Annotated in this window: 14 protein-coding genes; 9 read left to right on the plus strand and 5 right to left on the minus strand. The window is 74.2% G+C overall.

The annotated features are described in order from the left end of the window. Positions 1-147 precede the first annotated feature (147 nt). Genes ABD994_RS22560 through ABD994_RS22570 form a run of 3 tightly spaced genes read left to right on the plus strand, consistent with a single transcriptional unit; the run spans position 148 to position 1,728 of the window. A complete protein-coding gene (locus ABD994_RS22560) occupies positions 148-471 on the plus strand; it encodes an ArsR/SmtB family transcription factor (RefSeq protein WP_345420636.1) in 324 nt (107 codons plus the stop codon). Continuing rightward, entirely contained in the window at positions 468-980 is a 513-nt protein-coding gene (locus ABD994_RS22565) for an SRPBCC family protein (protein WP_345420474.1), read from the plus strand. The genes ABD994_RS22560 and ABD994_RS22565 overlap by 4 nt, the downstream gene beginning before the upstream one ends. 28 nt (positions 981-1,008) lie before the next feature. Beyond that, positions 1,009-1,728, plus strand: coding sequence for a pentapeptide repeat-containing protein (locus ABD994_RS22570; protein ID WP_345420477.1), 720 nt, complete (start codon positions 1,009-1,011; stop codon positions 1,726-1,728). On the opposite strand, the gene ABD994_RS22575 is transcribed toward ABD994_RS22570, so the two are convergent. Next, complete coding sequence (locus ABD994_RS22575) at positions 1,725-2,495, minus strand: SDR family NAD(P)-dependent oxidoreductase (RefSeq protein WP_345420480.1); 771 nt, start codon at positions 2,493-2,495, stop codon at positions 1,725-1,727. The two genes, ABD994_RS22570 and ABD994_RS22575, sit on opposite strands and share 4 nt — an antisense overlap. Before the next feature lie 144 nt (positions 2,496-2,639). On the opposite strand from ABD994_RS22575, the gene ABD994_RS22580 reads away from it, so the two are divergent. From ABD994_RS22580 to ABD994_RS22590, 3 genes are all read left to right on the plus strand, one after another. Next, the gene (locus tag ABD994_RS22580; RefSeq protein ID WP_345420483.1) at positions 2,640-4,415 is read left to right on the plus strand and encodes a PEP-utilizing enzyme; all 1,776 of its coding nucleotides are present in this window, start codon (positions 2,640-2,642) and stop codon (positions 4,413-4,415) included. Positions 4,416-4,438: 23 nt separating this feature from the next. Further along, positions 4,439-5,554, plus strand: a complete 1,116-nt coding sequence (locus ABD994_RS22585) for a PEP/pyruvate-binding domain-containing protein (protein WP_345420486.1) — start codon at positions 4,439-4,441, stop codon at positions 5,552-5,554. A gap of 86 nt (positions 5,555-5,640) precedes the next feature. Beyond that, entirely contained in the window at positions 5,641-6,876 is a 1,236-nt protein-coding gene (locus tag ABD994_RS22590) for an MFS transporter (RefSeq protein ID WP_345420489.1), read from the plus strand. On the opposite strand, the gene ABD994_RS22595 is transcribed toward ABD994_RS22590, so the two are convergent. Genes ABD994_RS22595 through ABD994_RS22605 form a run of 3 tightly spaced genes read right to left on the minus strand, consistent with a single transcriptional unit; the run spans position 6,842 to position 9,575 of the window. Next, a complete protein-coding gene (locus tag ABD994_RS22595) occupies positions 6,842-7,618 on the minus strand; it encodes an IclR family transcriptional regulator (protein ID WP_345420492.1) in 777 nt (258 codons plus the stop codon). The genes ABD994_RS22590 and ABD994_RS22595 overlap by 35 nt on opposite strands. 9 nt (positions 7,619-7,627) lie before the next feature. Next, positions 7,628-8,251 carry a carboxymuconolactone decarboxylase family protein gene (locus tag ABD994_RS22600; protein WP_345420495.1) on the minus strand — a complete coding sequence of 208 codons (624 nt, stop codon included), beginning with the start codon at positions 8,249-8,251 and terminating at the stop codon, positions 7,628-7,630. 10 nt (positions 8,252-8,261) lie between these two features. Next, on the minus strand, positions 8,262-9,575 hold the full coding sequence (locus ABD994_RS22605; protein WP_425550105.1) for an MFS transporter: 1,314 nt from the start codon (positions 9,573-9,575) through the stop codon (positions 8,262-8,264). A 72-nt stretch (positions 9,576-9,647) separates the two neighbouring features. Here ABD994_RS22605 and ABD994_RS22610 point away from each other — a divergent pair, with 72 nt between their 5' ends. From ABD994_RS22610 to ABD994_RS22620, 3 genes are all read left to right on the plus strand, one after another. After that, complete coding sequence (locus ABD994_RS22610) at positions 9,648-10,610, plus strand: GlxA family transcriptional regulator (RefSeq protein ID WP_345420498.1); 963 nt, start codon at positions 9,648-9,650, stop codon at positions 10,608-10,610. 88 nt (positions 10,611-10,698) lie between these two features. After that, a complete protein-coding gene (locus ABD994_RS22615) occupies positions 10,699-12,048 on the plus strand; it encodes a Rieske 2Fe-2S domain-containing protein (RefSeq protein WP_345420501.1) in 1,350 nt (449 codons plus the stop codon). Then, a complete protein-coding gene (locus ABD994_RS22620; RefSeq protein ID WP_345420504.1) occupies positions 12,045-12,284 on the plus strand; it encodes a hypothetical protein in 240 nt (79 codons plus the stop codon). The genes ABD994_RS22615 and ABD994_RS22620 overlap by 4 nt, the downstream gene beginning before the upstream one ends. 254 nt (positions 12,285-12,538) lie before the next feature. Here ABD994_RS22620 and ABD994_RS22625 read toward each other — a convergent pair whose 3' ends face one another. After that, a complete protein-coding gene (locus tag ABD994_RS22625) occupies positions 12,539-13,414 on the minus strand; it encodes a proprotein convertase P-domain-containing protein (RefSeq protein ID WP_345420507.1) in 876 nt (291 codons plus the stop codon). Between the last annotated feature and the right edge of the window lie 2 nt (positions 13,415-13,416).

A 13,416-nucleotide genomic window follows, 5' to 3' on the forward strand; every position in this document is an offset into this window, starting at 1 on the left:
GACATGAGGCACCTCAGGGCGGCTCGGGAGGTGCCTCACGTCCTGGTGATCTTCGACGGCGCCCGCGACCGAACGCTGCACTATGCCTTGTGCGGCATATTCCCTCTAAGGCATGCTTCCCGCGTGACCACGTCACCGGACGCGTCGATGTGGGCGGCGCTCGCCGACCCGCACCGACGGGTGCTGCTCGGGCTCCTGCGCGAGCGGCCGCGGGCGGTGTCCGAGCTGGTGGACGCGGTCGAGCTCAGCCAGCCGAGCACGTCCAAGCACCTCAAGGTCCTGCGCGAGGCGGGGCTGGTGCGGGTCGTGCCGCAGGCACAGCGCCGGGTCTACGAGATCGACCCCCGCCCGCTGGAGGCGCTCGACGCCTGGCTCGCCCCGTACCGGCGCATGTGGTCGGACAGCCTCGACGCCCTCGGCCGGCGCCTGGAGGACAGCGACGTGGACAGAGACGCGGAGGAGACACCGTGAGCCCCACCGGCAGCTACCTCGAGATCGACGGGCGTCCCGCTCTGCGCTTCGTGCGCGACTACGGCCACCCCGCCGAGCGGGTGTTCGCGCTGCTCACCGATCCGGCCGAGCTCGCGCACTGGTTCCCCGCCCGGGTGGCGACGGCGTCGTGGGACCCGGGCGCGACCGTCACCTACACCTTCGAGACCGACGGCGACGGCGGCACCGGCGAGGTGCTCGCGCACGAGCCGCCGCACCGCGTCGGGTTCTCGTGGGGCGGCGAGGAGCTGTGGTTCGCCGTCGAGACCCTGCAGGACGGCCGCTCGCGGCTGACCTTCACCCACCTCATGACGGAGCGGGACGCGGCGTCGCGCAACGCCGCCGGCTGGGACCTCTGCCTCGACGCCCTCGGCGCCGCGCTCGACGGCTCCCCCACCAGGGCACCGGGCGGGCGCACCCCGGCCTGGGAGGAGCGGTACCAGGGCTACCTCGCCGCCGGCGTGCCGTCGGGCGCCCCCATCCTCGGCTGAGCACCGCCGGGCGGCCACACTGCGGCCCGTGACCGACCCGCTCGCCGCCCTGCACGTCGGCACCGAGGTCGTCGACGCCGACCTCACCGGCGCCGACGCCGACGAGCTCCGGGAGACGCTGGGCCGGGGCGGGCCCTGGACACTGCGGCGCTGCGTGCTCGACGAGCGGGACCTCTCCGGCGTCGACCTCACCGGCGCCCTCCTCGACCGGGTACGGGCTCCGGCCGTCCGCCTGCGCGGCGCGGTGCTCGACGGCGTCCGGGTCGAGGGCGGCTCGCTCGCCGGGGCCGACCTCACCGACGCCGACCTCACCGACGCCCACTTCAGCGGCGTGGACCTCTCGCGGGCCCGGCTGGTCGGGGCCCGCCTCACCGACACGACGTTCCGCGACTGCCGCATGATCGGCGCCGACCTCACCGGGATGCGGAGCCTCGCGGTCACCTTCACCGTGGACGGCTGCTCGCTGGCCCTCGCCCGCCTCGCCGACGCCTCACTGCGCGGCTGGCGGCTCGAGCGCGTCGACCTCTCCGACGCCGACCTCTCCGGCGCCGACCTGCGCGACGTCGTGCTCACCGACTGCGCGCTGCGCGGGACCGACCTGACCCGGGCCCGGCTGATCGGCGCCGACCTGCGCGGGGCCGACCTCGGCGAGATCACCCCCGAGACGCCCGCGGTGCTCCGCGGCGCGATCGTCTCCACCGCCCAGGCCGCCGACGTCTGCCGGGCGCTGGGCCTGCAGGTCCTCTAGATCCCCCGCCGGGCGCCGACGTCCAGGGAGAGCGTCGAGCCGGTGAGGGCCGCGGCCTCCGGGTCGAGCAGCGTCGCCACCGCCCAGCCGACCTGCTCGGGAGTCACGAGGGCCCCCAGCGGCGACTCCGCGCGGCGCTCCGCGAGGACGTCCTCGACGTCGAGGCCGCGGGCGGAAGCCTGGGACGCCGAGAGGCGGCGGAGCCGGTCGGTGTCGGCCGGGCCGGGGGCGACGAGGTGCGCCGTGATCCCGCGCGGGCCGTAGGCGTCGGCGAGCTGGCGCACGAGGTTCGCGAGCGCGGCGTTGGTGACGCCGGCGCCGGGGACGTGCGGGGAGGGCTCGACGCCGTAGTGCCCGCCCAGCGCCACCAGCCGGGACCCCTCCCCCAGCCAGGGGTCGGCCGCGCGGACCAGCCGCAGCATGCCGCCGACCTTGAGCGCCACGGCCGCGCCGAGCGCCGCCGGGTCGACGACGTCGAGCCCGCCCAGGGCCGGGAGCCCGGCGGCCTGCACCACCATCCGCACCGGCGCCCCGCGCGCCGCGAGCCCCTCGCCGATCGCGGCGACGGAACCGTCGTCGCCGATGTCGGCGGCGCAGGCCACGACACCCTCGTCGTCGGCGGTCAGCGCGGCGACGGCGTCGGCCGACCGGGCCACCGCGATCACCGGCACGCCCCGCGACCGCAGCCGGCGCACGATCGCCCCGCCGAGGGCCCCGGTGGCGCCCACGACGACGGCCACCGGCTCGCCCACCCCTCCGTCATCCACGGGGACGGACCCTAGGGATCACGGGTGGACGACCGCAGGCGCCCGTTCGGCGGTTGGCAACGTTCCCGCGCGCGGAACGTGTTGCTTGCCTCACAGGTCCCGGGCCACGACCGTGATCGAGCGCTCATCGACGAGGAGGATCAGATGGCCAACGTGGTGCCGTTGGACGAGTTCGCCACGGGCGAGTGGTACCCGGGCTACAAGCCCGAGCACTTCGCCGCCCCCTACATCGTCGACCCGGCGAGCCCGTTCAAGCCCGGGGACGAGCAGGGGTTCTGGTTCCTCGACTTCCACTGGTCGCGCGGCCTCACGCCGCTGGCGGCGACGCTGTGGAGCTCCGACGGCTACTGCTGGGGCACCCAGCACGCGGCCGAGGAGCTGCCGCTTCCGCCCGGGCGCGGGATCACGGCGCGCTTCGCCGGCACCCACCTCTACGGGTGCGCGCTGCCCGAGACCGACCCGCGCGAGATCGGCGCCCGCGCCAACCGCATCGCGACGAACCTCCCCCACTTCCTGCAGAACTACCGCAGCATCTGGGAGGCCGGGCGTGACGAGCTCGAGGCCACCTGGCAGTACTTCCGCGGGGTCGACTTCGCGGGCACCCCGGACCTCACGGACCTCCTCACGCAGGGCCGGCGCTACCACAAGCGCTCGATGGAGATCCACTTCGACGTCATGTACCCGATGCTGGCCAACTTCCTCGGCTTCTACGGGGCCTGCGCCGACATGGGGATCAACCCGGCCGAGATCGGCAAGTTCCTCCAGGGCGAGGACACCAAGATCATGGAGACCGACCGCGCGCTCTACGCCCTGGCCCTCAAGGCGCGCGCGGCCGGCCTCGGCGAGGTCTTCGAGACCCACGAGCCGCACGAGATGCGCGCCGCCCTCGGCCGCCACGGCGGCGCGGCGTCGGTCTGGCTCACCGAGTTCGACGACTTCCTGCAGGTCTACGGCTGGCGCGCCGAGGCGACGTGCGACGTCGGCGTCCCGAGCTGGATCGAGGACAACACCATCCCGCTGGGCCTGGTGAAGACGTTCCTCAAGAAGGACGACGCCCACGACTTCGAGGTCGCCGCCCGCAACGCGATGGCCGAGCGCGAGGAGGCCATCGAGAACGCGCGCTCGGGGTTGACCAAGGAGGAGCAGGCGGTCTTCGACGCCGGTCTGCGGTCCAACCAGGAGGCCAACTTCCCCTGGTGGCAGGACGACCACAACTACTACATCGACCTCAAGGTCATGCTCCCGCTGCGCTGGGGCTGCCAGGAGCTCGCGCGCCGGCAGGGCGCCGACAACCAGGACGACATGCTCTACCTGTTCTGGCCCGAGCTGCTCGACGTCGCGTCGGGCCGGCGGCCCTACCAGGGCGAGCTGCGGAGCCTGGTCGCCGAGCGCCGCCAGTACTTCGACCACTGGCACGCCAAGCGGGGCGAGATGCCCAAGGTGCTCGGGACGATCCCGGAGGCCGTGGAGGACCCGGTCCTCATCGAGATCTTCGGTCTCAACCCCGGCTCGATCAAGGCCGTGCAGAACCCCGACGCCGCCAAGCAGACGGTGATGTCCGGCGTCGCCGCCGCCAAGGGCACCGCCCGCGGGATCGCGCGGGTGCTGCAGTCGTCCGACGAGCTGCACCGTCTCGAGCCCGGCTCGATCCTCGTCTGCGAGTCGACCTCGCCGAACTGGACGCCGGCCTTCGGCAAGATCGCCGGTGCGGTCTGCGACGGCGGTGGCATGCTCTCCCACGCGGCGATCGTCGGCCGGGAGTACGGCGTCCCGACGGTCACCGCAGTCGGTGTGGCCACGCTCTCGATCACCGACGGCGACGAGGTCGAGGTCGACGGCACCACCGGCACCGTCACGATCCTCACGAAGGCATCCACCACCACGCCCGACGCCGCCGCCTCCGCGGGGGTCGCCGGGTGACCGCCGCCCCGGAGGTACCGCCCATGACCGCCGACACCGGGGACGGGCCGACCGTCCACAGCTGCGACGACGTCGTCTGGATCGACGAGGTCGAGCCGGCGCGCGCCATCGCGGCGGGTGGCTCGAAGATGGGCCGGCTCGCCGAGCTGCTGCGGGCCGGGGTCGAGGTCCCGCGCGGGTTCGCCGTCACCGTCAACGCCTACGCGCGGCACTGCCGGGAGTCCGGCCTCGACGACCGCATCGACGCCGTCATCGGCCGGCTCGGCGACGCGCCGTCGGACGCGGAGGTGGAGGCGGCGTCGGCGGAGATCCGGGAGATGTTCCGGGCGACGCCGGTCGGCGAGCACCTCACCGGCCGGCTCACGGAGGCCTACGAGGAGCTGTGCTTGCGGGCCGTCGACGTCAACGTGCCGGTCGCGGTGCGCTCGTCGGCCACCGGGGAGGACGCCGCGGACGCCTCGTTCGCCGGCATCTTCGACACCTACCTCGGCGTCTCGGGCATCGAGCGGGTGCTCGACGCGGTGCGCAACTGCTGGGGTTCGCTCTTCACCGCCCGCGCCCTGGCCTACCGCCTGCGCAAGGGCATCAGCCACCACGCGATGCCCATCGCCGTCGGCGTCATCGAGCTGATCCACGCCCGCAGCTCGGGCGTGGCCTTCTCGGTCCACCCCGTCACGGGCAAGTCCGACCGCATCGTCATCGAGACGAACTGGGGCTGGGGCGAGGCGGTCGTGCAGGGCGTCGTCGACCCCGACCACGTGGAGGTCGGCAAGGCCGACGGGCGCGTGCTCAAGTACGACGTCGCGCACAAGCGGGTCGTGTCGGCGTTCGACTTCGCCGTCGGCGCGGTCACCGAGATCGACATGCCGGCCAAGCTGGCCCACCGCCAGGTGCTCGACGAGGAGCAGATCACCGCCATCGCCTCGGCGGTGCGGTCGATCGAGGACCACTACGGCCACCCCGTGGACGTCGAGTGGGTGATCAGCCGCCACCGGCGCGCGGGCGACCCGGTCTGCATCGTCCAGACACGTCCGGTGACGGTCACGGCGCCGCCGGAGGAAGCCGCCCCCGCGGCCTACGACCCGGTGGCCCTGGCGCAGAAGTACCTGTTCTCCGGCAAGCCGATCCCGGGGCGGTAGCCAGGTGAGTGATCCGGGTCGCGGTGACGACCCGGATCACTCACCGGCGCTTGCGCATCCCGTGGCCGGGGAAACTCGCCTCCGTCGTGCACGACCGGACGGAGGACACCATCAGCTCGTCGCTCGCGACCACGCCCGCCCGGGGCCTGCGGGGACGGTCGGCGGCCGTCGTCGTCGCCCTCGCGTTCCTCGTCACCATGATCGGCACGACGATGCCGACCCCGCTCTACCCGCTCTACGAGCGCGAGCTCGGGTTCGGCGGCGTGATGGTGACGCTGGTCTTCGCGACGTACGCGGTCGGCGTCGCCGCCGCGCTCGTGCTCTTCGGGCGCCTCTCCGACCAGGTCGGACGGCGGGCGGTGCTGCTGCCCGGCCTCGCCCTGGCCGCGGTCTCGAGCGCGGTCTTCCTCATCCCGGACAACGTCCCGGCGCTCTTCGTCGGGCGCGTCCTCTCGGGGCTGTCGGCCGGCATCTTCACCGGGACGGCGACCGCGGCGATCGTCGACCTCGCGCCGGAGGGCCGCCAGCAGCGCTACAGCCTGCTCGCCGCGGCGGTGAACATGCTGGGCCTGGGGCTCGGACCCGTCCTCTCGGGCGCCCTCGCCGAGTACGCCCCGGCACCCCTCGACCTCACCTACCTCGTGCACATCGTGCTGGTCCTCGTCGCCGGGGTGTTCGTGTGGCGCGTCGTGGAGCCGGTCGAGGTCCCCGGCGGCCCGATCAGCTGGCGCCCGCAGAAGGTCTCGGTGCCCCCCGAGGTCCGCGGCGTCTTCGTCCGGGCCGCGATCGCCGGGTTCGCGGGCTTCGCCGTGCTGGGCCTGTTCACCGCGATCTCCCCGTCCTTCCTCACCCAGGTCCTGCACGTGCAGAACCACCTGGTGACCGGGCTCGTCGTGTTCACCCTGCTCGGCTTCTCGACGGTGGGCCAGGTCGCGTCCTCGTGGCTCGGCGAGCGCCCGGCCCTGCTCGTCGGGTGCGCGGCCCTGGTGCTCGGCGTGCTCACCGTCGGGGCCGCGATCGGGCTCACGTCGCTGCCGCTGCTGGTCGTGGGGGCCGCGGTCGCCGGCACCGGGCAGGGCATGAGCTTCCGGGCCGGCCTCGGGGCGGTGAGCGCCGGCAGCCCGCTGGAGCGTCGCAGCGAGGTCGCCTCGAGCTTCTTCCTCGTGCTCTACGTCGGCATCTCGCTCCCGGTGATCGGCGAGGGGCTCGCGTCGGCGGCGTTCGGGCTGGTGGCCTCGGGCGTCGTGTTCGCCGGCATCGTCGCCCTGCTCGCCCTCGTCGCCTTCGTCAGCCTCCTGCGCCGGCCGCGAGCCGACGCGTGATCACCTCGGCGGTGTCGCACACGAGCGTCGTGTAGCGGCGCATCGTCGCCGCCGCGGCGCGCGAGACGGGGACGGCCACGCTGACGGCGGCCACCGCGGCCGCGGCGTCGTCGCGCACGAGCGCCCCCACCGACACCACGCCCAGGCGGCTCTCCTCGCGGTTGTCGGCCCACCCTCGCACCGCGATCTCGGCGAGGCGCCGGCGCAGGACGGCCTCGTCGGTGATCGAGTGCGGGGTGGGGCGCTCCGGGGTCCAGGCCGCGAGCCGGGCGTCGAGCTCCTCGGGCGCGAGCGCGGCCAGCAGCACCTTGCCCGTGCTCGTCGTCGTCGCCGGCAGCCGCGTCCCGACCCGCGCGAAGATCCGGACCGTGTGCGGGCTCTCGAGGCGCTCCACGTAGACCGAGTGCATGCCGTCGAGCACCGCGAGCTGGACGGTCTCCCCCGTCGCGTGGCGCAGGCCCGCCATCGCCGGCATCGCCGCCTCGTGCAGCCCGACGTGCGGGGCGACGCTCGCGCCGAGCTCGTGCACCGCGAGCCCCAGCCGGTAGGTGCCGCCGGGACCGCGCTCGAGCAGCCGCTCGTCGGCGAGGGTCGCGAGCAGCCGGTGGACGGTGCTCGTGCCCAGCCCGAGACGGCGGGCGAGCTCGGCGACCCCGAGCTCGCGGTCGGCGACCGAGAACTCCTTGAGCAGCCGCGCGGCGTTGCGCACCGAGCCGATCTCCCAGCTCGGACGTCCCGCCATGCGCGGAGCCTAGGACGGGTCCGGGATCGGCGGCGCCGGGATCGCGAAGGCGTTGAGCAGCGCGGACGTCGCGAGGTACATACCGGTCAGGTGGACCATGTCGAGCACCCCGTCGCGCCCGAACGCCTCCTCCGCCGCGGCGTAGGTGTCGTCGGCGACGCGGTGGGTCCGCACGAGCTCGTCGACGAACCGGTAGGCGGCGAGCTCGTCGGGCCCGAAGCCGTCGGTGGATCCGCGGCGCAACCCGTCGATCACCGTCTCGGACAGGCCGACGGTGCGGGCCACGGCGACGTGCGCGTAGATCTCGTACTCGGCCTGCCAGGCCACACCCACGGTGAGGATGACGACCTCGCGGATCGTGGCCGGCAGCGACGAGCCGCGCTGGTCGGTCTGCACCCAGCGGTTGAACGCCCGACCCGGCTCCGGGCGCAGGGCGAACGCGGTGAAGGGGCCGATGAGGCCGCCCTCGTCGTCGGTCGGCGCGAACCCGGAGCGCTCGGCCCAGCGCGCCGACCGCTCGAGGATCTCCGCGCGGGCGGCGCGCTGGTCGTCGTCGAGCTCGATCGACTCGGCCCGCGGGAGCCGGCCGCCCCAGTCGCGGTCGTCGGCGCCGGGGTGCACGGAGATCGTCATGACGCGGACGCTAGCTCCGCACCGGCTCCGGGGCAGTCCGGGTCGCCACCATCCGGGGTACCGCCAGCGACAGGAGGGCGGCCACGGCGCAGAGCGCGCCGGCGCTCCACCAGGCGCCGTCGTAGGAGCCGGACAGGTCGCGGATCAGCCCGGCGCCCACCGCGGCGATCGCCGAGCCCACCTGGTGCGCGGCGAAGACCCAGCCGAAGACGATCGGCGCGCGGGCGCCGAAGCGCTCCCGGCACAGCGCGACCGTCGGCGGGACGGTGGCCACCCAGTCCAGGCCGTAGAAGACGATGAACGCCCACAGTGGCGGCGCCGCGGTCGGCGCGAGCAGGAACGGCAGCACGACCAGCGACGCCCCGCGCAGCACGTAGTAGACGGCGAGCAGCTTGCGCGGGTCGACGCGGTCGGTGAACCACCCCGACGCGATGGTGCCGACGACGTCGAACACCCCGACCACGGCCAGCAGCCCGGCCGCCGTCGTCGCGGGCATGCCGTGCTCGTGCGCGGCGGGCACGAAGTGGGTGTTGAGCAGGCCGACCGTCGTGGCGCCGCAGATCGCGAACCCGCCCGCGAGCAGCCAGAACGTGCCGGTGCGGGCGGCGTCGCGCAGGACGGTCAGGGTGCGCCGGGCGGCCCCGCCGGTGACGACCTCCTCGGGCTGCTCCTGCTCGGGATCCGCACCGAGGGCGACGGTGCCGACGTCGGAGGGCCGGTCGCGCAGCAGGAACACCACGAGCGGCACGACGAGCAGCGCCCCCGCGGTGATCACCAGGCTCGCCCCGCGCCAGCCGACGGAGCCCGCGAGCGCCGCCATCAGCGGCAGGAACACCAGGCCGCCGGCGGCCTGCGCGGCGGTGAGCACGCCCGACACGAGTCCGCGGCGGCGTACGAACCACCGGCCGGTGACGGTGGCGACGAAGGCCAGCGCCATCGACCCGGTGCCCACCCCGATCAGCACGCCCCACAGCAGCACCAGCTGCCAGGCGGCGGTCATGAACACCGTCAGCCCGCTGCCGGCGGCCACCAGCAGCAGCGCGAGCGACACGACCCGGCGCATCCCGAACCGCTCCATCAGCGCCGCCGCGAACGGTGACACGACGCCGTAGAGCAGGAGGTTGAGCGAGACGGCCGAGGAGATCGTCGCCGTCGACCAGCCGAACTCGGCGTGGAGGGGCTCGACGAACACCCCCGGCGCGGAGCGGAAGCCCGACGCGCCGAGCAGCGTCACGAACGCCGTCGCCGCCACGGCCCAGGGCCAGGCGGACGGGCGGGCTCTCGGGGTGTCGGGCTCCTCGGTCTCGGGCCGCGTCTCGGTCACGAGAGCACAGCCTGGGGCATCGGTCGACGCACGACCAGTGGCCCGAACGCCAACTCGTGCAAGAATCCGGCCATGGCTCGTCACGTCGTGGCCGTCCTCGCCCTGCCCGAGGTCGTCGGGTTCGACCTACAGATCCCGCCGCAGGTCTTCGGTCAGGCCGCGCGGGACGGGCAGCCGCTCTACGACGTGCGCGTCTGCGGGCTCGAGCGCGACGTCCCGTCGACGGCCGGCTTCGCGCTGCGCCTGGCCCACGGCCCGGAGGCCCTCGCGGCGGCGGACACGGTGATCGTCCCCGGGACGCACTACGTCCCGGCCCGCCGCGACGGCGTGCTCCCGCCCGCCCTGCACGACGCGCTCGCCACCGTGCCGGCGGGCGCCCGGTGGATGTCGATCTGCACCGGTGCCTTCGTGCTCGCCGCCGCGGGACGCCTCGCCGGGCGCCGGGTGGCGACGCACTGGGCCCGCGCCGCCGAGCTGCGCCGGCTGCACCCCGAGCTCGAGGTCGACGAGTCGGTGCTGTTCGTCGACGACGGCGACATCGCCACCTCGGCGGGCCTCGCCGCGGGGCTCGACCTCTGCCTGCACGTCCTGCGCCGCGACCACGGCGCCGAGGTGGCCAACGCCGTCGCCCGCCACCTCGTCGTGGCGCCGTGGCGCGACGGCGGGCAGGCGCAGTTCATCGACCGACCGATGCCGGCGGACGGCCCGGGCGACACCGGCGCGGTGCGGGCGTGGGCCGTCGAGCACCTGGACGCCGACCTCGACGTCGCCGGCCTCGCCGCCCGGGCGTCGATGAGCGTGCGGACGTTCACCCGCCGCTTCCGCGCCGAGACCGGCACGTCGCCGCACGCGTGGCTCGTCGCCCAGCGCGTCGCCCGCGCGCGCCGCCTGCTCGAGGGCAGCGACCTCCCGGTCGACCAGGTCGCCACGGCCGCGGGGCTCGGGACGGCCGCGTCGCTGCGGGCCCACCTCGCCGAGCAGGTCGGCCTGTCGCCGCTCGCCTACCGGCGCCGCTTCCGGCGCGAGAGTGCCTGAGCATCCCTCAGGGCGGGACGCGGCTCTTCTCCTCCGCGCGGGCGCTGCCTAGCGTCGTCCGCACCGCCACCACCCCGGGAGGGCTCACGTGCTGACCGCCGAGCAGAACGAGGAACTCACCGCCGTCGAGGCCGGCACGCCGATGGGCGAGGTCCTGCGCCGCTACTGGTACCCCGTCGCCTTCACCCGCGAGCTCGAGGAGTTCCCGGTCAAGCGCGTCGAGCTGCTCGGCGAGTTCTTCGCGCTGTGGCGCTCGCCGTCGGGGCGGTACGGGATCATCCCCGAGCCCTGCCCGCACCGGAAGGCGTCGATGGCCTACGGCGTCGTCGAGGGCGACGGGCTGCGCTGCCCGTACCACGGCTGGAAGTTCGACACCGACGGCGCGTGCACCGACCAGCCGGCGGAGAAGGAGAACACCAACTTCCAGGAGCGCGTGCGCGCCACCGCCGGCAAGGTCGAGGAGCTCGGCGGCCTCGTCTGGGCCTACGTCGGGCCGGACCCGGCGCCGCTGCTGCCGCGCTTCGACGTCTACGTGATGGACGGCTACCGCGACATCGGCTGGGCCGACATCCCCTGCAACTACGTGCAGGTGATGGAGAACGCCGTCGACCCCCACCACGTGGAGCACCTGCACGGGCGCTACTTCGAGTTCATCGGGCGCCACGAGGGCTTCGAGGCGCCGGCGTCCTTCGGCAAGAAGCACCAGCGCATCGGCTTCGACGCCTTCGAGTGGGGCATCATCAAGCGCCGCGTGCTGGCCGGGGCGAGCGAGGACAACGACGACTGGAAGGTCGGCCACCCGCTCGTCTTCCCCTACAACATGCGCGTCGGCGGCGGCGGCATCCACCAGATGCAGATCCGCGTGCCGATCAACCGCACGACCACGCGGTTCATGCTCTACACCGTGCACGCCCCCGAGGGGTACGAGCCGGTCGAGCAGCAGCGGGTGCCCGACTACGAGATCCCGGTGTTCGACGAGCGCGGCAACCACGTCGTCAACTACGTCGAGGGCCAGGACATTATGGCCTGGTGCACGCAGGGTCCGATCACGGACCGCACCACCGAGCACCTGGGCCGCTCCGACATCGGTGTCTCGCTCCTGCGCAAGATGTTCCGCCAGTCGATGCAGGCGGTGGCCAAGGGCGAGGACCCGCTCGGCGTCATCCGCGAGCCGCACGAGCGGATCGACCTGCCCTGCGAGAAGGACAAGTTCCACGCCGGCGCCGCCGAGTTCGCGCTCGACTTCTGCGCCATGGGCTCGACGCGCTACTCCCCCGAGCTCGAGACGATCCGCCAGGTGCACCTGCAGGCGGCGTCCCGCGTCGAGGCGGACAAGGCCGCCGGGCGCCCGTCGTTCACACCCGAGGGCGGGATCGGCACGGCCACCCTGGCGCCCGACACCGACGCGCAGGTGGACTCGGGGCTGATCCCGCGGTGACGGTCCCCGACGGCTCCCCGGGCGCGAAGATCGACCGGCGCTTCGCCGGCGACGTCGCCGCCCACCGCCGCGACGCCCCGCGCTTCTGCCCGGCGTGCGCGCGCGACCTCGGCCTCGCCAACGAGTTCTGGGAGGGCGACCAGCGCCGGTTCTACTGCTGGTGCGCCAGCTGCGACTGGACCGGCGAGGTCACGACCACGGGCAACACGGCGCTGGGGCACGAGCCGGAGCACTGACGGCCGCGCGGCGCCCCGGCGCGCCCCGTTCCGAGCGAGGGGCACCCTCGGTCGACTAGACGAGCGGGGGGCGCCCCTGACCAGAACGCCGACCCACCACACCGCCGGCCCCGCCCCTGAACGAGGGGCACCCTCGGTCGACTAGACGAGCGAGGGGCGTCCCTGACCAGAACGCCGACCCACCACTCCGCGCGCCCCGGTTCCGAGCGAGGGGCACCCTCGCTCAGACGGGCGGGCGAGGAGGTGGCCCGCGCCTACCGGTTGACGGTGATGTTCCAGCTGTCGAGGGTGCCGCGGTCGATGGCGACGTCGTCGACGACCTGCAGCGTCCAGGGGCCGGAGGCCTGCTGGCCCACGAGCGAGGTCAGCGGGCCGCCCTGGCGGCTGTCGAGCTGCAGGGCGAGGCCCGGCCGGCTGCGGTCGCAGTCGTTGCTGTCGGCGAGCGTCGCCGTCGCGCCCTGCGGCGAGCGCAGGGTGACCACGAGGTCGCACGTGTAGGGGTGGGTGATCGTGACGCCGACCTGGATCGACGACACCGTCCCCGAGCCGTCGAGGTTGATCACGTCGGTGACGCCGGCGGGGCTGTCGTCAGGGATCGCCTGCGAGCGCGACGACGCGCCGCTGATCGGGCCGCTCGCGCCGAGGGTGAACACCAGGACGAGGACCACCACGATGACGACGACGAGCCCGACGCCGCCGAGGATCCACGGCAGCGCCTTGTTCTTCTTGGGCGGCTGCTGCCCGTAGTAGCCCTGCTGGCCGTACGGCTGCCCGTACTGGCCGTAGGGCTGCTGGCCGTACCCCGGCTGCCCGTAGCCGGGCTGCTGGCCGTAGCCGGGCTGCCCGTAACCCTGCTGCCCGTACCCCTGCTGGCCGTAGCCCTGCTGGCCATAGCCAGGCTGCTGGCCATAGCCGGGCTGCTGGCCATAGCCCGGCTGCTGGCCGTAGCCCTGCTGGTAGGGATCCTGCCCGCCGTAGTACGGCTGCGGCCCCGACCCCTGTTGCTGCCCGTAGGGCGAGTAGCCGCCCGCGTTCGGGTCGGCCTGCGGGCCGTACTGGGTGGGCTGGGACCCGAACGACTCCGGGCGGTTGGGGTCACCCGAGCCGGAACCGCCGAAGGGGGAGGACACGC

The organism is Actinomycetospora chlora (assembly GCF_039542135.1).
Classification (GTDB): Bacteria; Actinomycetota; Actinomycetes; order Mycobacteriales; family Pseudonocardiaceae; genus Actinomycetospora; species Actinomycetospora chlora.